Origin of the sequence: Bacteroides sp. L10-4 (assembly GCF_013373675.1) — a bacterium.
GTDB lineage: Bacteria > Bacteroidota > Bacteroidia > Bacteroidales > Bacteroidaceae > Bacteroides > Bacteroides muris.
On the sequence record NZ_JABXJH010000004.1, the window covers coordinates 93,083 to 117,241 of the forward strand.

Annotated in this window: 13 protein-coding genes, 1 tRNA gene and 4 pseudogenes; 5 read left to right on the plus strand and 13 right to left on the minus strand. The window is 47.3% G+C overall.

Annotation, left to right across the window (positions count from 1 at the left end):
* Window positions 1-67: 67 nt before the first annotated feature.
* Window positions 68-2,581 carry a TonB-dependent receptor domain-containing protein gene (locus HU824_RS02740; protein WP_176468008.1) on the plus strand — a complete coding sequence of 838 codons (2,514 nt, stop codon included), beginning with the start codon at window positions 68-70 and terminating at the stop codon, window positions 2,579-2,581.
* Window positions 2,582-2,848: 267 nt separating this feature from the next.
* On the opposite strand, the pseudogene HU824_RS19630 reads toward HU824_RS02740, so the two are convergent.
* From HU824_RS19630 to HU824_RS02765, 6 genes and pseudogenes are all read right to left on the minus strand, one after another.
* Window positions 2,849-3,115: pseudogene (locus HU824_RS19630) on the minus strand (IS4 family transposase); the annotation flags it as partial.
* Window positions 3,116-3,210: 95 nt separating this feature from the next.
* A tRNA-Leu gene (locus HU824_RS02745) sits at window positions 3,211-3,292 on the minus strand.
* Window positions 3,293-3,367: 75 nt separating this feature from the next.
* Window positions 3,368-4,384 (minus strand): S41 family peptidase, encoded by a 1,017-nt coding sequence (locus tag HU824_RS02750; RefSeq protein ID WP_176468009.1) that lies wholly within the window; start codon window positions 4,382-4,384, stop codon window positions 3,368-3,370.
* Window positions 4,385-4,420: 36 nt separating this feature from the next.
* A complete protein-coding gene (locus tag HU824_RS02755) occupies window positions 4,421-5,275 on the minus strand; it encodes a DUF3316 domain-containing protein (protein WP_176468010.1) in 855 nt (284 codons plus the stop codon).
* Between the two features lie 13 nt (window positions 5,276-5,288).
* Window positions 5,289-7,970: a DNA gyrase/topoisomerase IV subunit A gene (locus HU824_RS02760; protein WP_176468011.1), complete on the minus strand. Its 2,682-nt coding sequence runs from the start codon at window positions 7,968-7,970 to the stop codon at window positions 5,289-5,291.
* A gap of 143 nt (window positions 7,971-8,113) precedes the next feature.
* A pseudogene (locus HU824_RS02765) lies at window positions 8,114-8,350 on the minus strand (glycoside hydrolase); the annotation flags it as partial.
* A 576-nt stretch (window positions 8,351-8,926) separates the two neighbouring features.
* Here HU824_RS02765 and HU824_RS02770 point away from each other — a divergent pair.
* From HU824_RS02770 to HU824_RS02785, 4 genes and pseudogenes are all read left to right on the plus strand, one after another.
* Window positions 8,927-10,468, plus strand: coding sequence for a glycine--tRNA ligase (locus tag HU824_RS02770; RefSeq protein ID WP_176468012.1), 1,542 nt, complete (start codon window positions 8,927-8,929; stop codon window positions 10,466-10,468).
* Between the two features lie 106 nt (window positions 10,469-10,574).
* On the plus strand, window positions 10,575-11,201 hold the full coding sequence (locus HU824_RS02775) for an FKBP-type peptidyl-prolyl cis-trans isomerase (RefSeq protein WP_176468013.1): 627 nt from the start codon (window positions 10,575-10,577) through the stop codon (window positions 11,199-11,201).
* An 18-nt stretch (window positions 11,202-11,219) separates the two neighbouring features.
* Entirely contained in the window at window positions 11,220-12,539 is a 1,320-nt protein-coding gene (locus HU824_RS02780; protein ID WP_176468014.1) for a Spi family protease inhibitor, read from the plus strand.
* A 156-nt stretch (window positions 12,540-12,695) separates the two neighbouring features.
* Window positions 12,696-13,091 (plus strand): annotated as a pseudogene (locus HU824_RS02785) (transposase); the annotation flags it as partial.
* A 191-nt stretch (window positions 13,092-13,282) separates the two neighbouring features.
* Here HU824_RS02785 and HU824_RS19635 read toward each other — a convergent pair.
* From HU824_RS19635 to HU824_RS02830, 7 genes and pseudogenes are all read right to left on the minus strand, one after another.
* Window positions 13,283-14,709 (minus strand): annotated as a pseudogene (locus tag HU824_RS19635) (transposase).
* Between the two features lie 73 nt (window positions 14,710-14,782).
* Complete coding sequence (locus HU824_RS02805) at window positions 14,783-16,639, minus strand: serine hydrolase (protein ID WP_176468017.1); 1,857 nt, start codon at window positions 16,637-16,639, stop codon at window positions 14,783-14,785.
* Between the two features lie 94 nt (window positions 16,640-16,733).
* Window positions 16,734-17,570: an N-acetylmuramic acid 6-phosphate etherase gene (gene murQ, locus HU824_RS02810; protein ID WP_136008902.1), complete on the minus strand. Its 837-nt coding sequence runs from the start codon at window positions 17,568-17,570 to the stop codon at window positions 16,734-16,736.
* A gap of 45 nt (window positions 17,571-17,615) precedes the next feature.
* Window positions 17,616-18,455 (minus strand): BadF/BadG/BcrA/BcrD ATPase family protein, encoded by an 840-nt coding sequence (locus HU824_RS02815; protein ID WP_136008903.1) that lies wholly within the window; start codon window positions 18,453-18,455, stop codon window positions 17,616-17,618.
* Between the two features lie 66 nt (window positions 18,456-18,521).
* Window positions 18,522-19,706: an acyltransferase family protein gene (locus tag HU824_RS02820; RefSeq protein WP_136008904.1), complete on the minus strand. Its 1,185-nt coding sequence runs from the start codon at window positions 19,704-19,706 to the stop codon at window positions 18,522-18,524.
* A gap of 33 nt (window positions 19,707-19,739) precedes the next feature.
* The gene (locus HU824_RS02825) at window positions 19,740-22,715 is read right to left on the minus strand and encodes an FAD-binding and (Fe-S)-binding domain-containing protein (RefSeq protein WP_176468018.1); all 2,976 of its coding nucleotides are present in this window, start codon (window positions 22,713-22,715) and stop codon (window positions 19,740-19,742) included.
* Window positions 22,716-22,891: 176 nt separating this feature from the next.
* Complete coding sequence (locus tag HU824_RS02830; RefSeq protein ID WP_136008906.1) at window positions 22,892-24,133, minus strand: exo-beta-N-acetylmuramidase NamZ domain-containing protein; 1,242 nt, start codon at window positions 24,131-24,133, stop codon at window positions 22,892-22,894.
* Window positions 24,134-24,159 lie beyond the last annotated feature (26 nt).

Here is a 24,159-nt window from a genome sequence, read left to right on the forward strand (position 1 = left end):
AAATCGGAATTAGAAACGTCTAATATCAAGATAATAAACAAGAATAGTCACTAAAACAAAAAATGTAATGAGAATTAAATGGACTGTGCTGCTATACCTGTTGATGATATCCGGGCTGGCTCTGGCACAAAACACAGCAAATACTTCTTTCCAGGTTAAAGGTATTTTGCTCGACTCGCTTACTCAGGAAGGTGAACCTTATGCTACCATTAAAATCGTGAAGAAAGAGGCTCCTGCACGAGCCTTGAAAATGCTGGTAACAGACATGAAAGGTCGGTTTCAGGAAAAAGTATCCGGTACTGGCAACTTTGTGATAACCATCACTTCCGTGGGACGTACTCCTATCGTGAAGAACTTCTCTGTGAAGGCAGGAGAGAAAGTGGTGGACTTCGGCACGCTCTATGTCGTGGATGCCTCCAATGAATTGGGACAGGTGGAAGTGGTGGCCCAAAAGCCTTTGGTGAAAGTAGATGTGGACAAGATAGAGTATAACATTGAAGATGATCCCGACTCCAAGACGAACTCCGTGATAGAGATGCTTCGCAAAGTGCCTCTTGTGACGGTGGATGGCGAAGACAACATTCAAGTAAATGGCAGTAGCAGCTTCAAGGTACACGTCAACGGAAAACCCAACAACATGATGAGCAACAATCCCAAAGAGGTGCTTAAAAGTATGCCTGCCAATACAATCAAATATATAGAAGTGATTACTTCTCCGGGAGCAAAATACGATGCCGAAGGAGTGGGAGGCATCCTCAACATCGTGACCGTGGGCAGTGGCTTCGAGGGATATACCGCTACTTTCAGTGCACGGGCCAGCAATATGGGAATGGGTGGCGGCGCCTATGCCACCATCAAGCAGGGCAAGCTGACATTGACGGGCAACTACAACTATAGCTACAATAGCCAGCCTACCAGCTATTCGGAGAACTATCGTGAAGATTATCAGTCTATCGAACAGAAGTATCTGGAATCTGCCAACTCCTCGGATAACAGTGGACAGTTTCAGCATGGCAATCTGGAAGCCAGTTATGAGATAGATACTTTGCGGCTTCTCACCATGTCTGTAGGCATGTATGGGGGAGGCAACGACAGTGAGTCCAACGGCAATACCATAATGTGGAACGAGGCGCGTGACGAGAAGGCATACAGCTACCGCACACTCTCAGAAGGTGACGGATCGTGGTATTCCATCCGTGGAAATGTGGACTACCAACGCATTTCCAAGAAGAACAAGAACCGTATGTTCACGCTTTCCTATAAAATCAACACACAGCCCGACAAGAGTGATTATTACAACCGATACTTGGACCGTTATCAGGTGCCTGAGGTTTTCCAACTCTACAATTCGCACACATTCGGCAAAACCAATACGACGGAACATACCTTTCAGGCAGACTATACGACTCCTATCGGCAAACTGCATACCGTGGAAGCGGGCGTGAAATATATCATCCGCAACAATGTCAGCGAGAACGACTTTTCGGAAGACAAGAGTGAGGATGGCAACGGAGAGTATCAGTACAACGAGGGCCGTAGCAGCCACTACAAGCATCTGAACGACATCTTGGCAGCTTACTTCGGGTATACGCTGCGCTACAAAGATTTCACTTTCAAGCCCGGTGTGCGCTATGAGCATACGGCACAGGATGTACGATATCTTGTAGGGGCGGGAGAGGATTTCAAGGTGAATTTCAACGATGTGGTGCCTTCTGTTTCTTTGGGCATCAAGCTGGGACCCACGCAGACGCTGCGCGGAGGTTATGACATGCGTATCTACCGTCCCGGAATCTGGTATCTGAATCCTTACTTCGATGACCGCAATCCGATGTTCATCAGCCAAGGTAACTCTGAACTGGAGAGCGAGAAGAGCCATGCGTTCAACCTGAGCTACAGCAGTTTCTCTTCCAAGTTCAACATCAACGTGGCCTTGCGCCATTCGTTCAACAACAATGGAATCGAACGTGTGAGCCGTCTGATAGGTCCGGAGGGTGAGTCTTTCGGCGACCACTTTGCTCCTGAGGGTGCTCTTTATAGCACTTATGCCAATATAGGCAAGAGCCGTAATACGAATATGAGTCTTTACTTCAATTGGAATGCATCTCCGAAGACGCGTATTTATATCAACGGACGAGGAAATTATTCAGATATAAAGAGTCCGGCACAGGAATTGCATAATTACGGTTGGCAGGGCTCCATATACGGAGGAATCCAGCACACTTTCCCGTGGAAATTGCGTGCGAGTCTGAATGGTGGCGGAAGCACGCCTTACATTTCTTTGCAGGGCAAAGGAAGCGGCTATTCTTACTACAGTTTGAACGTGAATCGTTCGTTCCTGAAAGACCGTCTGACAGTCAGCGTATACGGTTCGAATCTCTTCTCCAAGTATAGGACTTTCGACAATACGACTTTTGGCGAAAACTTCTATTCTGCCAGTAAAAGCCGTTATGCCAACCGCTCGTTCGGCATGAGTGTCAGCTACCGCCTCGGTGAGTTGAAGGCCAGTGTGAAAAAAGCTGCCCGTTCCATCAGCAATGACGATGTGAAAGGTGGCGGCGGCAATTCGGGCGGCGGAGAGTAAATTGCAGGTACGCCCTCTGTTTCGGACATAAAAGAAAAATTCCCCTTCCGGCATCACCCTTCCTTCATAAAGAAGAAAGAAGTGCGAATTCCGGAAGGGGAATTCTTTTTACGCCTATTGAAGCGGTCGCAAGCAATAGGGTTGTTCGCTTGAAAGGTCTTTTCGGATTGAACTAGGTGTTTGTGAGTTATATTCCCTCAGAGCAAAACGATACCTGTTTCAACGAAACTCGTGGTTTTTACTACTGTCCACTAAAAATGGACAAGGTTAAAAATTGAATAAATTCGGTTCACTTGAATCATATCGGTTTTTGACATTTCTGAAATTCGATTTGTCGAACAAGTTGCTGAGATGTGTTTTGTCAGTCAGAGAGATTCCGAGAATTTAGAGAACTTCATAGACGCTGCGTTCTAATTTCATATCGCGTTGGATTATTGCTACTAAGCAGTAAGTGATTATCGCACAATGGATTTGTATGCGTACAGCGTTTTCTGATGTACCCCAAAACTTCTTAATCCTGAGGTGTTGTTTAACTACTTGAAGCTCTCGCTGTAATAGCGAGAGCTTCAAGTAGTTATGAAAATAAAAAAGAGGATTTTCCCGAAGAAAAATCCTCTAAAGTAAACTTGTGCGGGTGATAGGACTCGAACCTACACGCCTCACGGCACCAGATCCTAAGTCTGGCGCGGCTGCCAATTACGCCACACCCGCGGGGTAATTCCATTTAGCGGTGGCAAAGGTAGGAAAAATTTTCATTTTGGCAAACAGTTTGAAGAATAAAGTCTTTTATGGGTTTACTTTCAGTAGCTTTCTTGCCTCCTCAATGATGGTGTCCAAGCCATTGTTCTCATCTTCTTTACTCATATCCACTTTCTTGTCCGGGTCGATGCCGAATTCGATATGCTGCTTTTTTGCATCGAGGTGCGGACTGGCAGAAAATCGCACTCCCCATCCGTTGGGCAGTTCCGAAGAGAATGGCAGACCCGACCCGCCGCCGGTTTTATCGCCAACCAGGGTGACATTGGGAAAGCAGTGCATGGAATTGACAAAATCATTGGTTGCGCTATAGGAATGACGGTTGGTCAGGACAATTACTTTTTTTTGCCAGCGGATACTGTTGGAGGGTTCCACATAAATGGGAGTCGGATCTGAAAAATCGCTATGGCCTTTGCCGGTCTTGTGCTGAATATATCCCGTCAGTACTTTTTCATTCGTGAAGCGTTGTGCCATTCGGGTGGCGTTTGTCAGGTTGCCGCCACCATTGTTGCGCACGTCGATAATCAGGCCGTTGCAAGCGGAAAGGTATAACAGAATCTCATCCAGGTTGCCGTTTCCGATGCCGCTGGAGAAATCACCGTAATAGATATATCCTATGTTGTCCTCCAAGATGGTGTATTTGGCGCCTCCGGCAATGCGGTAGTTTCTTCCCAGGTACTTTTCAATGATACTTTCGTTGAAGTTACGAGGATAATCCAGATACCAGTCCCAGTAGCGTGCCGTGTTGGAAGAAGAGTACAGGTTGACATGTCCGTCTTTCAGTTCGGCGAGCATGTTGCCCAATATTTCAAATAGACCGTCGTAGCTCATTCCCGGGGTAATGAGCGGCTGGTACTTGTCGTGGATGGCATCCCAGTCTATTTGCTTGTAGTCCAGGAAGCAATACTGTTCGTCTATTATCTTCCACAAGGCTTCGAAATTGCCTTGTGGGGTATTGCTGAACTCTTCCTCACGAATACATCCGCTCGATAGGGGCAGCAACGTGAGCAGGATGCTCCAAATTCTTAAGAGATATCTTCTTTTCATGCACATTATCCTTATCATTTATCATCTTGTCACTTTTTACTTTCTCTTGTTGGGAAACAGATAGAGTTCCTTTACGAACCCCACCATGAATACGTGCGAGTAAGTATGTGTCTTTATTTCGTTCACATTGGACTGCTGTGCATCCCAGATGTAGGCAAAACGCATCCGGGCATGCCCCACCGGAAAGTCGGCGGTCAGCATTTGTCTCAGAGAGGGCTGGTTGTGCAGGGAGGTGAAGTTCACTACTCCGTCCCAATGTCCCAACGTAAATATCTCGTAATAGGACTGCCCATAGTTGGGCATGAACATGATGCCTGCCAAGGGAAGATTCATCTGATAGCGTAATGTGATGGGACGGTTCTTGATACGCAAGTTCCAAATAGCCATTCCCGATGCCGCAAGGTTGATATAGGCACGTGCTTGGGCGGGGTTGTTGCCGTTGCGCAGATTATAGACAAAACCGCCGTTGAGGTCGCCGACTCCTCCGGCAAGCAGCTTGAAGTTGCTTGTGATGGGGAAGTTGTAGTGCAGACCGTAGTTCCAGTTTGCCAGTCCGGAGAATGTATTGTTGTTGTCTACTTTGTTGTGTGTGTACCCCAAGTCTGCCTGGAAGAAAGTTTGCAGAGAGACGTTGCCTCCCGTCAGCCGCGTCATCCGCATGCTTTCGCGGGAGATACGGAAATCGATTCCCTTGTACTCCTGAGGCGAAAGATAAGTGTCGAACACGTTGGTGAGGCCGACACCATACATGGTGGCACGGGTGATGATACGGTTGCGGTTGGTGGAGTCAGCCCGTAGCTCCCGGTCGATGCCGCATCGTGCTTCTTGTGCTTTCAGTCCGGCACTTCCCAAGAGCAGGCCGCATAAAATTATTATCTTGTATACGTACATATCCGGTCCTCCATCAAAACAGTTTCATCTGTCCTGTCATCTCGTCCAGTATGTCCCCTTCGCTTTTACCGTGGTCGGGGTCCAGAATTTCCGGTTCTTCATCCGCTTCCTGTTCTTCGGTTGCCTGCGAGGGTTCCGGTTGGCGGGTAGGCTCCAGTTCGTTGATGGTTTCTACGGTATAGGTGGTCAGTCGCTTGCCTTTTGCCTTGAAGCCTTTCACGGCGATGAATTCGTCGGCTTCCACTATCATCGGTTCCCGGAAACTGTCGTGACCACCAAACATGACTTCTAAACGCGGGTAGTATTCGTCTGTCAGCAGAATAAGGCTGCTGTTCTTGTTTTCTCCCAGATAGTTCTGTTTACGGGCGGTTGCCTCGAAGCAGAAACGCTTGATATAAGGGTAGTTCTGCTGGTCGGCATCGTAAAGTACGGCAGTCCATACCTTGTTCGGGTCGTATTTTTCCAATACGCGTATGCCATCGTCGTAGTGGTTGTTCAGGTCGAAGTTGGTTACATAGAACTCTCCGCTGTTCTGTACGACGAGAATGGTATCTTCGCTTTGGAACTCTCCGAGGTATTCTCCGCGGCCATCGTAGTTGAGGCGCAGCACGTCGCGGTCGAACCACACTTTCCGTCCGCCCAGTGTGGAGCCGCCGCGCTGTTTCAGGGATATTTTGTGTACGGGGAGTTTCGTGAGGATGTTGCCCATGGCCTGCCGTCCCTTGATATTGATAGCGCTGAAATCCTCCTCGAAGATGATGCGGCGTACGCGGGGATTGGGTTTCAGGGTCACCTTGATGATTTCGGCTTCACCGTTGGGATTGGCGGTGAAGTAGGTGATGCGGGAATCGGGGGTACCTTGTGTCACATCGTATTCGCGGTCGCGCACCACGGAAGTGACGGCAAAGCGCTTGATATAGCTTGTTCCTTCCTTGCCGTCGCGGTAGCAGACGTTGTAGATGGTACGTTTGTCGTTCTTCTTGAAGATGTTGGCATAGAGTATGTTCTTGCCCACGAATTTCTTGTCGGCCACCGGTGTGATGATGTATTTCCCGTCGCGGAAGAAGATGATAACGTCGTCTATGGGCGAGCAGTTGCCTATGAATTCGTCTTTCTTCAATCCAGTTCCGATGAAACCCTCTTCGCGGTTGATGTACAGTTTTTCGTTGGCTTCGATGACTTTGGTTGCTTCGATGGTGTCGAAGTTACGCAGTTCCGTGCGGCGGGGGAAGGCTTTGCCGTACTTGTCCTTCAGCATACGGAACCAGTCGACGGTATATTCCACGATGTTTGCCAGATGGCGGTCTATCTCCTCTACGTCCTTTCGCATGCGTGCTATCAGCTCCTCTGCCTTGTCGGAGTTGAACTTGAGGATGCGTGCCATCTTTATTTCCATCAGCCGGAGGATGTCTTCCTTGCTCACTTCGCGGATAAAAGTCGGGTAGTAGGGAGTCAGGCGCTCATCGATATGTTCGCAGGCGGCATCCATGTTTTTGGCTTGTTCAAACTCTTTGTCCTTGTAGATACGTTCTTCGATGAATATCTTTTCGAGCGAAGCGAAGTGCAGGCTTTCCAGTATTTCGCCCTTGCGGATTTCCAATTCCTGGCGCAGCAGTGCCAACGTATTGTCGACTGATTTGCGCAACACGTCGCTTACGGTGAGGAAGTGCGGCTTTTGCTCGTCGATGACGCAGCAGTTGGGAGAGATGCTCACTTCACAGTCGGTGAAGGCATAGAGGGCATCGATGGTCTTGTCCGACGATACGCCCGGAGCCAGATGCACCAGTATTTCCACGTTGCCGGATGTCAGGTCCTCTACCTTACGTATCTTGATTTTTCCTTTCTCGCTGGCCTTTACGATGGAGTCGCATACGCTGGCCACCGTTTTCCCGTAGGGGATTTCTTTGATGGCAAGTGTCTTGTTGTCTATCTTCTCTATTTTGGAACGTACGCGTACCGCACCGCCGCGTTCGCCGTCGTTGTATTTGGAAACATCGATACTGCCTCCGGTCTGGAAGTCGGGGTAGAGCTTGAATTCCTCGTTGTGCAGATAACTGATGGAAGCGTCGCACAGTTCATTGAAGTTGTGCGGCAATATCTTGGACGACAGGCCTACGGCGATGCCCTCCACGCCTTGCGCAAGCAGCAGTGGAAATTTTACCGGTAGTGTCACCGGCTCTTTGTTTCGTCCGTCGTAAGAGAGTTTCCATTCGGTGGTTTTGGGATTGAATACTACGTCCAATGCAAACTTGGAGAGGCGTGCTTCGATATAACGGGGGGCGGCGGCGCTGTCTCCCGTCAGAATGTTGCCCCAGTTTCCTTGGCAATCTACGAGCAAGTCCTTTTGTCCCAGCTGCACCAGCGCATCGCCGATGGAAGCATCGCCATGCGGATGGAACTGCATGGTATGCCCTACGATGTTCGCCACTTTGTTGTAGCGTCCGTCTTCCATGCGGCGCATGGAGTGGAGGATACGCCGTTGCACGGGCTTCAGACCGTCCATGATATGGGGGACGGCACGTTCCAATATGACGTATGAGGCATAGTCCAGAAACCAATTCTGGTACATGCCGCTCAGTTGGTGCTTTACGTTGGCATCCTTTGCGTCTGCAGGTTTGTAATCCGAATGTTCTTCTCTTCCGGTTGGGAGTTCTTTGTCCAGATCATCTTTCGGTGCTTCAAAATCTTCGCTCATATTTGTTCGGGAATTGTCTATTCTATGATATTGCTGGTTTTCCAGTTGCAGGCAAAAATACTAATTTAATTCTATATATAGGAAACCGGTGCGATAGTTTTTTAGCAGTATGCCTCGACGCACCGGTGTTTGCCTGGCTGCATTCAATGCTCAATTTGCTGTGAGCCGGTATTCGGTCCGCAGACCACCAGTTTCCCGTCCGGTTGGATGTCTGCGGGGTCGATGAATACCATTCGTTCGTCGCCGGTGGTTTCGGTGCGTCCATGATAGACACAGTAGAGTCGGTTGCGAATATTGATGAGCATGCAATGCCCGGTTCCGGTCACGATGCCGCCTTGCTCTGTGTTCTTTTGCAGCACCGGATTGTTGGCGGCCTTACTATGGATGGCTTCTTTGAATAGGCCGCTTGCAGTGCGGTTGTCCGCAGGAAGTAATCAGGGAAGTATGCCGGCTTTTAGATGACGATGTCCTATAATTTTATTGTCGCTTCTTGCGGGTCGGGTGGCTTGCTATACCCCCCCTTCCTGATACCTTCTGAGAGGGGGTACAATGACTCAGGGACTGAATGCCATTCAGTCCCTGAGTGAAAGGCTTTCAGTCCCTGACTGAATCACGTTCGTTCAGCGAGTGAGATGGGAAGATGTGTGAATGCAAGCGGATTATACTCGTATTTGTAATATAATATGAGTGGGCGCAAGGCCGGGGCTCTTTCTCCCGCGTGGCTGGCAGAATCGCAGTTATGACCTTCGTGCAACATGCCAATTTCGTTAATCATCGTCCGATTGGTCGGATAAATATTCCCTGATTCAATTCAACCGACAGGCATATGTGCCGTTTCTATTGTTGGTAATAAGATAAATTAATACCCTCCTTGTCCTACTTACGATATAAATCCCTATCTTTGTGGCGCTTTTTAGCTGAAAATAAGATTCAAATTAATTTAGATACAACAGAAAATGGCACAAGAAGACGTTTTTAAGAAACTCGTATCACACTGTAAGGAATATGGTTTTGTGTTCCCTTCCAGCGATATTTACGATGGACTGGGAGCCGTATATGACTACGGTCAGATGGGTGTGGAACTCAAGAATAACATTAAACAATACTGGTGGCAGAGTATGGTGCTGCTGCACGAAAATATTGTCGGTATCGACTCGGCTATCTTTATGCACCCCACCATCTGGAAAGCCAGCGGACACGTGGACGCTTTCAATGACCCTCTGATTGACAACCGCGATTCCAAGAAACGCTATCGTGCCGATGTGTTGATAGAGGACCAGCTTGCCAAATACGATGACAAGATAAACAAGGAAGTGGCAAAGGCAGCCAAGCGTTTTGGCGATGCTTTCGATGAGGCCCAGTTCCGTAGCACCAACGGACGTGTGCTGGAATATCAGACCAAGCGTGATGCCTTGCACGAACGCTTTTCCAAGGCTTTGAACGATAATAATCTGGACGAACTCCGTCAGATTATCCTCGACGAAGAAATCGTTTGTCCCATCAGCGGTACAAAGAACTGGACGGAAGTGCGCCAGTTCAATCTGATGTTCTCTACGGAAATGGGTTCTACTGCCGACGGTGCCATGAAGATATATCTCCGTCCGGAAACGGCACAGGGCATCTTCGTAAATTACCTCAATGTACAGAAGACCGGCCGCATGAAGATTCCTTTCGGTATCGCCCAGATTGGTAAGGCTTTCCGTAACGAAATCGTGGCACGCCAGTTCATCTTCCGCATGCGCGAGTTCGAGCAGATGGAAATGCAGTTCTTCGTAAAGCCGGGTACGGAGCTTGACTGGTTCAAGACCTGGAAGGCTACCCGCCTGAAATGGCACAAGGCGCTGGGCTTCGGCGACGACCATTACCGTTATCACGACCACGACAAACTGGCCCACTACGCCAATGCCGCTACAGACATCGAGTTCCTGATGCCTTTCGGCTTCAAGGAAGTAGAGGGTATTCACAGCCGTACAAATTTCGACTTGTCACAGCATGAGAAGTTCTCCGGCAAGAACATCAAGTATTTCGACCCCGAAACCAACGAAAGCTATACTCCGTATGTCATCGAAACCTCGATAGGCGTAGACCGTATGTTCCTCAGCATCATGTCTGCTTCCTACTGTGAAGAGAAGCTGGAGAACGGCGAAACGCGCGTTGTGTTGAAACTTCCCGCTGCCTTGGCTCCGGTGAAGCTGGCTGTGATGCCGTTGGTAAAGAAAGACGGACTGCCCGAAAAGGCACGCGAGATTATCGACAGCCTGAAGTTCCACTTCCATTGCCAGTATGACGAGAAAGACTCCATCGGCAAACGTTACCGCCGTCAGGATGCCATCGGTACTCCGTACTGTGTCACCGTGGATCATCAGACTTTGGAAGATAACTGTGTGACACTGCGTAATCGTGACACCATGGAGCAAGAGCGCGTGGCTATCTCCGAGCTGAACAATATCATTGCAGACCGCGTAAGCATCACATCACTGCTGAAAACCTTGCAATAAGAATAATATTAATTACAAATTATAAATTACGAGGGTGCGTAGTGAATGCCACTTGTTTCTTGTAATTTATAATTCGTAATTAATGAATAATTTGTAATTAATGAAAATGAGAAAAAGATTTTTGTTTTTGCCTTTCCTGCTGTTGCTTGTAAGCGGATTAGTGTCTTGCGAAGAAGTAGAAGATGAGGGAAAGTATTATGATTGGCAGGCACGTAACGAAGCATACATTGATTCGATAAAAAATGTTGCGGGTGATAGATATGTAGCTACTGAAGAAGGTATAAGGGCTGTGGAAGTCGGTGAAATGTTTATTCTTCAAGACTATCTTGTTAGCACTGATAAGCATCCTCGGTATATATATTGTAAGAAACTTGTTAAGAATGCAGAGGGTGAAATTCCTGTATGGACAGAAGCTGTGAATGCTTTTTATTACGGTACACTTATTACCGGTGAGAAATTTGATGGTGGTTTTGACGGTTATGGTGCATTGGATCAAAATATACCAAATCCACCTGGGCGAGAACCGACTCCTTTTAGTTGGTCTACTGATTTTCTTATAACAGAGTCAACATTGAGAACGGGTTGGAAAATCTTTTTGCAATATATGGCTGTTGGCGAACGTTGGTTAGTATATCTTCCTACGGATTCTGCATATGGTTCTGAAGGTAGTGGTACTATTCCCGGATATTCAGCTTTAGTCTTTGATGTGGTTTTAAATAAAGTAATAGAATAGCCCCTAAATGTTGATATAATGAGAAAATATGTACTGTTAGTAGTGTATCTTATTCTGACATCATGTGAAGCAGAACAAGAAAAAGATTTTACTGTTGGAGCAGTTCCTATATTAACTAGGACTTCAAATGAAAATGTATCATATTCTATGCCTGATTATTTGATGAGGTTTGTGAATAGTGTTTCAGATAATCTGTCTGTAATTGGTGCAACTCAAAAAAAAGAAAGTGCTCATAGAGATATTGAAACAATTACACCTATTGTTTATGATAATGATACTCTAATGTGGGTTGTTAATTACTCAAATAGACAGGGGTATTTGGTCTTATCTACAGAACGGAATACTTTCCCAATCATAGCTTTTTATAATGAAGGACGTTTCGATTCAAATGCAAAAACTAATGCATGGATTGAGAATATGATTGAGAGTAAAAAGAGAACTAAACATTTAGAAAACAATAATGCTTATTCAGAATTATGGGATAAAATTTTGGCACAAAAGACAAATAGTGAGATATCTTTTGAACTTGTTACTGATGTCAATGCTTTAGGCAGGCAGACTAACTATGTTAATGTAGAACCATTAGTTTTGACGCAATGGGGAACTGGTTGGGGATATCATTATGAAATGCCAGTTGTAACAGAACAAATCTTTGGAACACATAAAGCAGAAGTGCCAGAGTTTTTGGTGTCTATGGGGCAATATATGCATTATTATAGATATCCTGAGAGATATAATTATGATAAAATGTTGCTTTCTTTAGGTAAGATGCAACCTTCACTTGATAGACCAAATGAAATAGCAACAATGCTATGGTCTTTATATATGACTTTGGGACTGGAAATAGATCCTTCAATAAATGGGGTGAATGTTCCACCTAGATATGTTTGTGATGTTTATTATTTGCTACGTATGTTTGGTTATTCTAATTGTAGATTTTCTTATTGGGTGATGGATAAAGCAGAATCTTATCAAACCTATTTTAATGATATTTATGAAGGATTAATTAGAGGATATCCTACTATTGGAGGGGTCGTGGTGAAATTAAATGATATTTACTCTCCTTGGGATAAGGGAGATAAAATACAGTATACATTTATAATTGATGGTATCAAGAGAATCGGCCTTAAGGTAACAGAAAAGAGCGCTTTAGGTTCGAAAACATATGCTTATCAAGATTTTTATGTGCGTTATTTGCGCCCTTCAATTGGAAATTTTTCAAATACTGGTCCTGATATTAGAGGAGGAGATTATACTGGTTGGTATAAACTTGATGGTATATATACTTTGTACGATAATCCATATTATCGTGTATATGCTGCTTGTGTAACACCATAAGTATTAAAATGAAAGATATATTCATGTACAATTTATTCTAACGAGTCATTGGAATGATAAATTTTCTTCTAATGATTGATTTAGGGTGGATTATTAGATAGTTGACAACTCAATTCGGAGATAGGATGAAATATTGAAGATAAGAAGTTTAAACAGCGAAATAAACCTAACCGGTATGAGTGATGCTGAAATTATAGTGACTCTTATTCTGTTTCATTCCGGTGATTTTCGGTGTTTTGAGCATTATTACAAGGAATATGTCTGCAAACATTTGAAAGACTTGTTTCCCCAATGTGTGTCTTATAGCCGTTTTGTGGAATTGGAAAAGGAAGTGCTACTCCCTTACGTGTTTGCCGTCTCCAGAGAATGATTCACAATACTTTCGAGGGGCTTGCCGAGTGTGGAAAATGTTCTGCGGGATGGTTCTTCAGATTTAAGTTACATCTGATAATCAAAGGTGAAATCCTCAATTTCATGCTTACTTCTGGAGATATGGATGATAGGGAACCTTTGAAACAAAGTAAGTTTCTGGAAAACATTAAGGGAGGGATATTCGGTAAATGTCCCTAAAAGATAAGATTGCATATGAAGATGATAGACCATAATCCCTTCATATGCTATTTTTTTTGTTGTAATTTTTCGGTATTTTATTAGGTGAACTTATCCGGTAAGCGATGATGCTCCGGAAGAAGTCTGATGACCTCTTCTGATCTTGTCTGTAAAGTCATGTCATGCCGCTTTATTCAGTCTTTTTTGCCCTTGTCTATTATCATTACGGCACTTTCCGTATGTATTCCGAAGAAAATCCAGAGGATTTCCGTCTTCCTGTTCCGCGCTTTTATTCTTGAGAGTGAGTGAGTAATGTTGCTTTTGAGTGCCGAAGCTGCCTTCAAGCCGGGTGGCTCTCTCTTTTGATAGTTCACTTCTGAGAACCTTTCTCAACTGCTCGTCCTTTGCAGCCCTTCCCTTGCGTACAAAGGATGTCGATATCCCATATTTGTACAGAACTTCCTGTTGCCATTATTGGCGTATATGGAATCGGCAGCAACACATCTTACCCTCACATTCATCGGCTTCTGCTGCATGCGGATACAGTCCTTCAGACGTATGCACTTATTGAATGCCTTGAAAGAGATGTGTTCGATGAACGAGATCCCATCTATCTGTATGTTGCCTGCCTTTGTACCGAACTCGACAGATTTTGTCCCCTTACCCCTTACGATAGGGCGTACTGACAATGCGGTCACTGACCTTCCTACCTTCAAACATTGCCTTTTCCTGTATAAGAATCTTCTTGATAATGGAAAGTCGTTTCTGATAATCCTGTGTATATTTGAGTAAAGCTCCGTATTTCCTGTGAATGTCATCTCTTTGTATGATGAGTTTCTCCAGGAGTCTGATCATGCGATGCTTGAGCATCCTTGTCCTTGAAACTTTTCTCTTTCTTTTCTTGCAATAGGAAAGATAGGATTCCGCAATATCCGTGTATTTGTTACGGGGACGCCTTATGCCGAGCTTCCTACAATGCATGCAGATATGCCGGTAGATCCATTCGGTGCTTTCCCAAAGGAGCTTCATATCCGTAGGAAAACGCATATGGCTTTCATTGCATGTGGCGTCGGTCATACACACTTGAAGATTTTCAAGATAAGGTTTCCAGTATGAGGCAAGGATATTCTGAAGGGAATCAATGTCAAGACAGGATGCTATTTCATTACGGATGGCACTGACTATCTTGTCGTTGGTTATAGGGCTGAAAGGATCTATCATGACTCCGCAGAAAATCTGATAGTGTATGTTACCGTTAAGATGTTCTACCAACTGCCTGTCGGAGAATCCCGGTGTAGGCTTTCAGCACCATAAGAGCAATCTTGGCAGAAGGACTGAAAATGTTCTTGTGTCCCAGCCGTTGCTCTGACAGACCTGCTTCTTTTGCTATACTATCAAATGGAAATACGGAATGAAGCCTGCCAAGCTCACTCTCATTAAAATTCTTGCGATATTTTTCCAGAATATCGAATTCTGTAAAGCCCAAAGTTGGGTGGATTTCGGAAATATTTCGTATCTTACACTTACTTAGTTCGGATATTTCCCCCGTTTTGGCTGCTAAACCTTATTTGCGGGGGGAATACCTAAAGATACAAAAAAGCCAACTAATTCTGAAGTTCATTCGCAGTTGGCTAATTTTATGCTATTTACTGAATGTCCCTATTATATACTTCATAAGAAACAGGCCGGGGATTTTATAGTTTCTTTCTGATGGCCTTTCCCCAGATTTTATACCCGTCCTCATTCAAATGCAGTCCGTCGGTTGTCAGTTCGCTGCGCAGTACATTCGTTCCCTTCTCTGTAAACAAGGGGAAGAGGTTGATATAGGCAATATTTTTTTCTTTGGCAAGTGCTTCCAGACGAAGATTGACTTCAGGAACCATATCTGTCTTTCCGGTCAGACTTTTGTACCGTCCGAAACTTTCATTGAAAGGAAGCAGGCTTTGAAGGTATAGCTTCGTATCGGGAGATTCTTTCCGGATGCGTTCCACCGTCATGCGAATCATACTTACAATGCTGTCCGGCGTCAGATTGTGGGAAATGTCGTTGACTCCGATAAGCAGAAACAGCTTGGCGGGGTGTCCGGGAAGTATCTGGTGCAGACGGTCATAAATACCCATCACTTCATCACCGATGATGCCGCGATTGCGTACATTCTTCTTACCGAGGCGTGCCGACCAGTCACCGCCGCCTTCAGTCAGGCTGTTGCCAAGCATGACGATGTCCTTGCTTGTAATGGCAGGCTCGTCCATAAACTGCAGGAAACGTTTGTAGTAATGGTCTGTATAAACACGTGGAATAGGGCAGATGGAAGCCGCCACAGCGTTGGCAACCAACGAACGCAGACGAACCACACTATGCCCGTCTTCCGGATGCACGGCATTGATAAGCAATATGACGGAAGTGTCATTGTCCGGGTCGATAACGATGGAAGTACCCGTATATCCGGTATGGCTATAGGTGCCGGGACCGAACAAGTCTCCGTTATTAGAAGCATAGGCTGTAAAGCAGTCCCAGCCGAGAGTGCGTCCCAAGCTGGCAGTGGCGCGTGGCACGGTACGCATGGCTTTTACACCCAGCGGACTCAGGATACGGTGTCCGTTCCATTCACCTCCGTTTTGCAGGGCTGCGCAGAGCACGGCAATGTCTTCGGCACAGGAGAATACTCCGGCATTGCCGCTGATGCCTCCGTTCATGATACGGGCCAGCGGGTCGTGCACTTGTCCGCAGAGGACTTGCCCGTCAGGTTGTTTTTCGGTAGGCGCAATGGCATTGTGCCAGTCTCCTTCGGTGATACTTGCCCAGTTTGCGTCCGTTGTATTTATCCATTTGCCATTCTTGTCACGTCGGCAGGGCAGATAGTCGGTATGCTCCATGCCGAGTACATCGAATATGTTTTCACGGGCAAAGTCACGCAGGCTCTGACCGCTTATGGTCTCGATGATATGTTGCAGAGTGATGAAGTTGAGGCAGCTGTATTGGAAATCTGTCTGTGGCTTGAAGTCACGTTTGCAAGTAGCGATATACTCCATGAGGCCATCGGCATTGGGAGAACCGTATTGCTTTTCAAGCTCGGCTACCGGTGCATAGGGGGGCAGTCCGGAAGTGTGTGTCATCAGGTCGGCAATGCGGATTACCTTCTTCTCTTTGCCGTCTTCGCTTTCCCAATTCTTGAAATGGGGTATGTAGAGGCTGACGGGGTCCAGCATGCGTAGCTTGCCACGTTCTGCCAGAATCATCGTGCATACGGCAGTCGACATGGATTTGCTACAAGACGCCATATCAAAAATCGTATTGGCAGTCATAGGCTCCGCATCGGGATAAACACGCTTGTTGCCGTATGCTTTCAGATAGGCCATCTTGCCATTGCGCACTACGGCAAGTACGGCACCGGGAATGTCCTTGTTGGAGATGGCTGTTTCAATCGCTTCGTCGGCATACATCAACTTGCGGGAGTCCATTCCCACTTGTTCGGGGGCTACGCGTTGTAAAGGCTGCGCGGTGGCAGCTTGCAGACAAAAAGAAAAGAGAAAAAAACAGATTGCTTTCATAATAAAAAGATTTGCCCCGCCCCCCTATGAAAGGGGTTTTGACACACTCTTGAAAGGGGAAGGGGATAATTAATCGGGTTAATTGTTCTTGAAACTATTCTTCTTCCTCTTTAGTGGCACGAGGGGCTCTGTATGCGTCCACTGCCTTCTTCACCGAACCGTGCATCAGCAGCAGTGCCTTGGCTTTGCCATAGTCCAGTCCGAGTTCCTCTACAATCATACGGGTACCACGGTCTACAAGCTTTTTGTTACTGAGCTGCATATTCACCATCTTGTTGCCTTTCACGCGTCCCAACTGTATCATGACGGAAGTGGTAATCATGTTCAGTATCATTTTCTGTCCTGTTCCCGATTTCATGCGCGAGCTTCCCGTCACATATTCAGGCCCTACAATCATTTCGATGGCTACATCCGCTTCTGCCGCCATTGGCGAGTCCGGGTTACTGGTGATACAGCCGGTCAGTATGCCGTGTTCACGTGCCTGGTGCATGGCGCCGATTACGTAGGGGGTGGTGCCGGATGCAGCAATACCGATGACAGTGTCCTTGTCTGTAATATTGCGTTCCGTCAGCTCTTCCCAACCGCGGTGAATGTCATCTTCGGCATTCTCTACCGGATTTCTCAATGCAGTGTCGCCACCGGCAATCAAGCCGATAACCAGTGTGGGGGGCATACCGAAAGTCGGTGGAATTTCCGAAGCGTCGAGTACGCCAAGACGTCCACTGGTACCCGCACCCATGTAGAAGATGCGTCCGCCTTGTTTCATGCGAGGCACAATCTGGGTTACCAGTTTCTCTATCTGAGGGATTGCCTTCTGTACGGCAAGCGCCACTTTCTGGTCTTCGGTATTGATGTCTTCCAGAATTTCACGGACTGATTTTTTTTCCAAGTCATTGTAGAGCGATGGTTGCTCAGAGATTTTTACGAACATAGTCTATTTGCTATTTGACGATTTACTATTTACGATTTGTCACTTTCAGTTGTGATATTTGATGAGTCCTTCCATGGGGCTCTTGATGATTGCACCCAGTTGGATACCCATTTCTTGGGCAGCTTCTGCCAGAATTTCCTTGTAATAGAAGGCTACTGAACCGATGAAATGTACTTTTTGATGTTGATAGTCTTCATATTGCATGACGTTGCGTTTAAGGAATGCCTTAAAGCTGTTCAGCACCAGAGCGCGTACACAAGGTTCGCCCAGGTTCTGTGCAAGAAATGGTGACAAGCTTGCCAGGAAACGGTTGGGGAAAGGTTTACGGTAGACGCGGTCGATGATATCGGCAGGTGTCAGGTCGAACTGTTTGAGGAATTTCTCTTTAAGCTCGGGTGTCATCTGATTTTTCAAGATATCGCCTACCAACAGTTTGCCCAAACAGGCTCCGCTGCCTTCGTCTCCCAAGATGAATCCCAGAGGAGATACATTGGTGACAATGCTTTTCCCGTCATAACAACATGAGTTGGAGCCGGTTCCCATGATGCAGGCAATGCCTGAGTCATGTCCGCAGAGGCCACGTGCGGCAGCCAGCATATCGGTATTGACTTCCACTTCATTTTTCACATTGAGGTGTTTGGTAATGGCACGGTGCACCATACTTATCTTGTCGGGAAATCCGCATCCTGCACCATAAAAGTATACGGCATCCAGTTCGCTTGTCTTCAGCTGAGGTAATAGCGCTGTTGCTATTTCATTACTGATTTCCTCTTCCGACTGAAAGAAAGGGTTCGTCCCTTTCGTGAATATCTGTTGGAGAAGTACTCCATTCTCTACAACACACCAATCGGTCTTTGTAGAGCCACTGTCTGCTATTAGAATCATATAAATAATGTTTAATGTTCAATGATTGATGTTTAATGTTCAATGATTAACGGGGATGTTCAATCATTATATTTTGATATATATTTTTCGTTTGTACAACTGGTAGCCGATACACCAGTTAATGGCGATAAACAGCAGGGCAAAGGCAAGGGAACCGGCGGTTTCACCGAAAACGGGCATGAGGACTATATTATATAAGAATCTGTGTACACTGATGCTGCCGTCTCCCCACGAGAAACTGATGCTGCCGAAAAGTATGCTAAGTACGCCGCCCAATACATACATGAACAGCGGATTCACACCGAATGCCTCGAAAAACATGCTCCACTTCTTATTGCCTTTCACATCAATAATCCAGATAAGCAATGCCAGAAAACTGGATGCCAGTCCGCAAGTGACGAGTACGTAGGTAGGAGACCATATTTTCTTGTTGATAGGACAACCGTAGCTCAGCAGGAAACCGGAGAAAGTAAGGATGACACCTGCCAGAAACAAGGTGATAAGCTGCGAATTGAGAAATGAAGCACGGTCTTCCGACTTGTTGCCATCCAGCATCAGCCGTCCTACACAGAAGCCCAGCAACACGTGTGCAATGGCAGGGATTGTGCTTAACAGCCCTTCGGGGTCTATGCCGTTATCCTTGTACATGTGTGCAGGGGTTAGGATGGCACGGTCTACCACGGAAAGAATGTTCGTCTCATCATAGGCGAAACCGTTGCCACACATCAACAGGATGAAGTAGCCTGCCAATAGGCCGGCTATCAGATAAGGTATATGCTTATGCTTCATGGTTAGCGCAATGATGGAGGTTGCACCGTAGCAAAGCGCCAGCCGTTGCATGACACCCAAGATACGGGTACGTTCGAATGTCCAGACGGAAGCCCATAGCTTTTCTCCGAAACTGAGATCGTCCGGAGCTGAAGCCCAATAATAGCAGAAACGCGAGAACCAGCCGATGGCCATGCCGATGAGGAAAATGACGATGGTACGTTTCAGTATTTTCATACCGGCGGCATAGCTGAACTCGAAGTTGTATTTCTTCAGGGAAATGTATGTGGAAATTCCCATGATAAACATGAAGAAAGGAAAGACGAGGTCGGTGGGGGTCAGGCCGTTCCACTCTGCATGCCGCAAGGGGGCATAGATATGTCCCCACGAACCGGGGTTGTTTACCATAATCATACCTGCGATGGTGATACCACGGAGAATGTCGAGTGCAAGGATGCGTTTACTTACTTTGGTACTGTTCATTGTAATATTTGTGTGTTAAGTTAATTATTAATCCTAACTATCAGCCGCCTTTGTACATTCGTCTACCAGATAGGCTATGGAGACGTAGGGGATACCCGAGTTTGTTGTCAATCCGATTTCACAAGTACGGCTGTTGGAGTAGCCTATATTCACTCCGGACGCTTCTATTTGCGGACGGAGTTTGCGTAGGGCGTACGAGTTCAGCTCGGGATAGGTGAATCCCCGGTCTCCGGCAAAACCGCAGCAGCCTACTTCTTCCGGCACGATGACTTTGCTGGAACAGAGGCGTGCAAGGGCTATAATGGTATCTGCCAGTCCCATTTTCCGCATGGAGCAGGTGATGTGGACTGTTACGGGGCGATTGATGGGTGTGAAAATCAGCTTGTCACGTAAGAAGACATAGATGAATTCTGCAGGTTCATACAGTTTCATTTTCTTGATACATTCGCGCATGCGGTGCAGACAAGGGCTTTGGTCACAGAGGATGGGGTATTTGCCTTGTTCGCTGGCTTCCCAAAGTGCGGCCTCCAATTCGGCTGTCTTGCGGTCGGCGATGTCCAGCATCCCTTTGCTTTCCCAAATGGTGCCACAGCAAAGCTTGTCCATATCTTTCGGGAAGATGATTTCGTAACCGGCTTTTTGCAACAAAGACACCATTTTATTTACCAATGGCTGCTCTACGGGAGACTTCTTGGCCAGGCCCATGGTCTGGTTGATGCAGCTGGGGAAATAAACTACGGCCTCTCTCTCCTTGCCTCCTTCTCCGTAGGGAGGGTGAGTAGATGCTTTTGCTTTATCATAAAGGGGGAGAGGCTGGAAGGGCTTTGGCATAGCCGGCGTCCATAGAGGTATGCCTAATGCATTGTGCAGGCCTTTGGTAATACTACTCATGGCCTTTGTCCCTAATAGGGAGTGGCTGAAGTTGGCCAAGGATAATGTGGGACGCAGTGCACTCTTGACACCGGCGAAATGATTGGCGGCAAAGTCTCCGGCTTTGTATCCCAGGCTGCCTTTGGGCAATGCTTCCCGGCGGATTATATGGGTAAGGTCGCCCGTATTGATACCCATCGGACACGACATGGAGCAGAGGCCGTCTCCGGCGCAAGTCTGGTTGCCGGGATAGCGGTATTGCTTTTCGAGCAGTGCAAGGCGTGTCGGGTCTTCACCGCTTTGTCTCAACCGGGATATTTCGCGCTGCAACACGATGCGCTGGCGCGAGGAAAGGGTAAAGCCGCAGGAGAGACAGTTGACTTCGCAGAAACCGCACTCGATACACTTGTTTAACCGAGAGTGGATAGTGGATAGCTGGGAATGGGATACTGTGTCATTTCTTCCTTTTCCATTTTCCATCAATAAGGGCAGCGGCTTGAAGTTCTTGATATGGCATTGCGGGTCATCATTGAATATGACACCGGGGTTCAGCAATCCTTGCGGGTCAAACAGCTCTTTGACGGCTTTCATGACTTTGTAGGCGTCATCTCCCCATTCATGGCGGACGAAGGGAGCCATATTCCGACCCGTACCATGCTCGGCTTTCAGGGAACCGTCATATTTGTCTACTACCAAGGTCTTGATGTCATTCATCAAGTTTTCGTAACGTCGCACTTCAGCTTGGGTACTGAAGGATTGGTTGATGATGAAGTGGTAGTTTCCTTCAAGAGCATGGCCATAGATGCAGGCGTCGTCATATCCGTGGCGGGCTATGAGTTGTTGCAACTCTGCCGTTGCTTCCGGAAGGTCTTCAATGTGGAAGGCTATGTCCTCGATGAGGCAAGTGGTTCCCGGCCGGCGGGTACCTCCTACCGAAGGGAAGATGCCGGAACGGATGGCCCAGTATTTGGAATATTCTTCCGGCCGGTCGGTGAAGCGTACCGGAATATAAGTAGTGAAGGCTTGCAGGCATGCTTCGATGGCAGATATGTTCTGTTGTAGTTCTTCCGGGGTGCGGGCTTTGGTTTCGGTCAGCACTGCGGTCAGTCCGGTTTCGTCACCCGGCTCTACGCCGGGGAGGGCAGAGGAGGCAACTTCACCTTTGTATTTCAGGAATACGGGGTCGCTGACGGAGGAAAGGCTCTTGTAGTCCAGCATTTCAGCCCCTTTTACTGTCCATTCGCCGGTTTCGTCGACCAGCTTCTTCATGGCTACCACGGCGCGGCTCGCTTCTTTGATGCTCTTGAAGTAGAGCATGGCGCTGGCCTTGTAGGGATAGTCATATTCGGTCTTCATCGTCACTTCCGAAAGGAACGCCAGAGTACCTTCGGAACCTACCATGAGGTGGGCGATGATTTCGAACGGGTCGTCGAAACGGACAAAAGGCAGCAGATTGAGCCCGGTTACGTTTTTGATGGAGTATTTGTAACGGATGCGTTCGGCCAGTTTTTCGTTGGCGCGTATTTCGTCGCGCAGTATGCAGATGCGGCGGATGAAGTCGCGATGGGTCACTTCGAAGGAAGCGCGGCTGACGGGATTTCCCGTATCCAGCAGGGTGCCGTCCATCAGGATGATGCGGGCGGAAACAAGCACTTTGTCGCTGTTGGCATGCGTGCCGCAATTCATGCCGGAAGCATTGTTCATGACGATGCCGCCCACCATGGCGCTTTTCACCGAGGCGGGATCGGGGGCAAACTTGCGACCGTAGGGGGCCAGCAACTCGTTTACACGCTGTCCGATGATGCCCGGTTGGAGGGTTATCTGTTCATGGTCGGCAGATATGCTGTATTTTTCCCAATTCTTGCCGGCTACGATGAGGATGGAGTCACTAATGGCTTGGCCCGACAAACTGGTTCCTGCCGCTCGGAAGGTGACGGGCAGTTTGTGGCGGCTCGCCAGTTTCAACAGTTGTGAAACTTCGTCCTCGTCTTTCGAACGGATTACAATCTGGGGAATCAGGCGGTAGAAACCGGCATCCGTACCCCAAGCCAGTCGGCGAAGTTCGTCGGTATAAATTCTTTCCTGCGGAATGATTTGGCTTGCTTCCTGCAGGAAAGCCATGTAACTATGCTCTTTCATGTTCACTTTTTTTTATTGCATCACTTCGCTTCAAAGTGCTCTGTAAACGTGTCTTACGAGGGGGTACATTCAGTCGTATACTGAGTATATTTAAGTATACGACTGAATGTGGTTCTGTATACGACTGAAATAGTCTTCGTATCAGGTTCTTTTCCCTTCCTTATTTATCTGTAAATTTATTTATATAAATAATACTTTTTCGACAACTTACGGAAGTCTTCGGCATCTTTATACCAGTAGTCGCGTATATCTTCCCAACGGTTCCGCTTTGAGAAGCGCTCGCGTATCTGCCGCGAACCGCTTACCTTGTCGAACATCGAGAAACGTCCCTTGTCGGCATGGTCAAACACGGCACGGTCCGGATAGAGGGCGGCGACTTCCTGCATGACCAGGAATTGCAGGTCGCTCAACGGTGCTTTGCCGAAATCCATAATGTGCACTTGCACGCCTTGCAGCAACTCGCCTTTGCCTACACTGTAGAACGGTTTCAGGTACATCGGTCTGAAGATAACCCCCGGTACGTTCAGACGGTTCAGGCTTCCGGCCAGCTTCTCCGCTTCCACCCACGGCGCGGCAAACATCTGGAACGGAATGGTATAGCCCACACCAATGGACATATATCCCAGCTCGCCCAAGATGCCACTGACGGGATAGAAGAATGCAGAATGTGGATGTGGAATGTGTGGAGAGGAAGGAACCCATTGCAGTCCGGTTTGGGTGTAATCCATCTTGCGTTTCCAGCCTTTCATCTCCACTATGTGGAGATTGCATTGTTCCCCATCCTTCAACATCTTCTCGCCATTGAGCATCAGTGCCAGCTCACCGCAAGTGAGGGCGTAAAGGTACGGAATTTTAAACTGGCTTACAAAAGAAATACAATCATCTTCAACCAGATTGCCTTCAATTTTCAGTCCGCCTACGGGATTGGGCCGGTCCAGCACGATGAATTCCTTGCCGTTTTCGGCGGCGGCTTCCATAGCCAGTCCCATGGTACTGATGTAGGTAAAGGAACGGCAACCGATGTCCTGGATGTCATATACCAATACATCCACGTCTTTCAGCATGTCCGGTGTGGCTTTGCGGGTCTTTCCATAAAGCGAGTAGACGGGCAGTCCGGTAGTTGCGTCTTTGATGTCCGTCACATGGTCGCCTGCGTGCACATCGCCGCGCACGCCGTGTTCGGGGCCGTAGAGTGCCACAAGATTTACGTTCGGCGCCTCGTGCAGTATGTCGATGGTGGACTTCATCCGGTTGTCCACTCCCGTCGGGTTGGTAATCAACCCTACACGCTTACCTTCCAGGCATCGGAAATTCTGTTCTTTCAGTACCTCGATACCGGTCTTTATTCTTATCTTCTGTGCTTGCATCGCACCTCCGCAGAGGAGGCAGAGTAAGGATATTACAATAATCTTTTTCATCACTGATCACTGATAATTAAACATTC

What these genes read in the sequence shown, in the direction of transcription:
- HU824_RS02740 (WP_176468008.1), top strand. Translation starts at nt 68, where the DNA reads ATGAGAATTAAATGGACTGTGCTGCTATACCTGTTGATGATATCCGGG.
- HU824_RS02750 (WP_176468009.1), bottom strand. Translation starts at nt 4,384, where the DNA reads ATGAAAAGAAGATATCTCTTAAGAATTTGGAGCATCCTGCTCACGTTG.
- HU824_RS02755 (WP_176468010.1), bottom strand. Translation starts at nt 5,275, where the DNA reads ATGTACGTATACAAGATAATAATTTTATGCGGCCTGCTCTTGGGAAGT.
- HU824_RS02760 (WP_176468011.1), bottom strand. Translation starts at nt 7,970, where the DNA reads ATGAGCGAAGATTTTGAAGCACCGAAAGATGATCTGGACAAAGAACTC.
- HU824_RS02770 (WP_176468012.1), top strand. Translation starts at nt 8,927, where the DNA reads ATGGCACAAGAAGACGTTTTTAAGAAACTCGTATCACACTGTAAGGAA.
- HU824_RS02775 (WP_176468013.1), top strand. Translation starts at nt 10,575, where the DNA reads ATGAGAAAAAGATTTTTGTTTTTGCCTTTCCTGCTGTTGCTTGTAAGC.
- HU824_RS02780 (WP_176468014.1), top strand. Translation starts at nt 11,220, where the DNA reads ATGAGAAAATATGTACTGTTAGTAGTGTATCTTATTCTGACATCATGT.
- HU824_RS02805 (WP_176468017.1), bottom strand. Translation starts at nt 16,639, where the DNA reads ATGAAAGCAATCTGTTTTTTTCTCTTTTCTTTTTGTCTGCAAGCTGCC.
- murQ (WP_136008902.1), bottom strand. Translation starts at nt 17,570, where the DNA reads ATGTTCGTAAAAATCTCTGAGCAACCATCGCTCTACAATGACTTGGAA.
- HU824_RS02815 (WP_136008903.1), bottom strand. Translation starts at nt 18,455, where the DNA reads ATGATTCTAATAGCAGACAGTGGCTCTACAAAGACCGATTGGTGTGTT.
- HU824_RS02820 (WP_136008904.1), bottom strand. Translation starts at nt 19,706, where the DNA reads ATGAACAGTACCAAAGTAAGTAAACGCATCCTTGCACTCGACATTCTC.
- HU824_RS02825 (WP_176468018.1), bottom strand. Translation starts at nt 22,715, where the DNA reads ATGAAAGAGCATAGTTACATGGCTTTCCTGCAGGAAGCAAGCCAAATC.
- HU824_RS02830 (WP_136008906.1), bottom strand. Translation starts at nt 24,133, where the DNA reads ATGAAAAAGATTATTGTAATATCCTTACTCTGCCTCCTCTGCGGAGGT.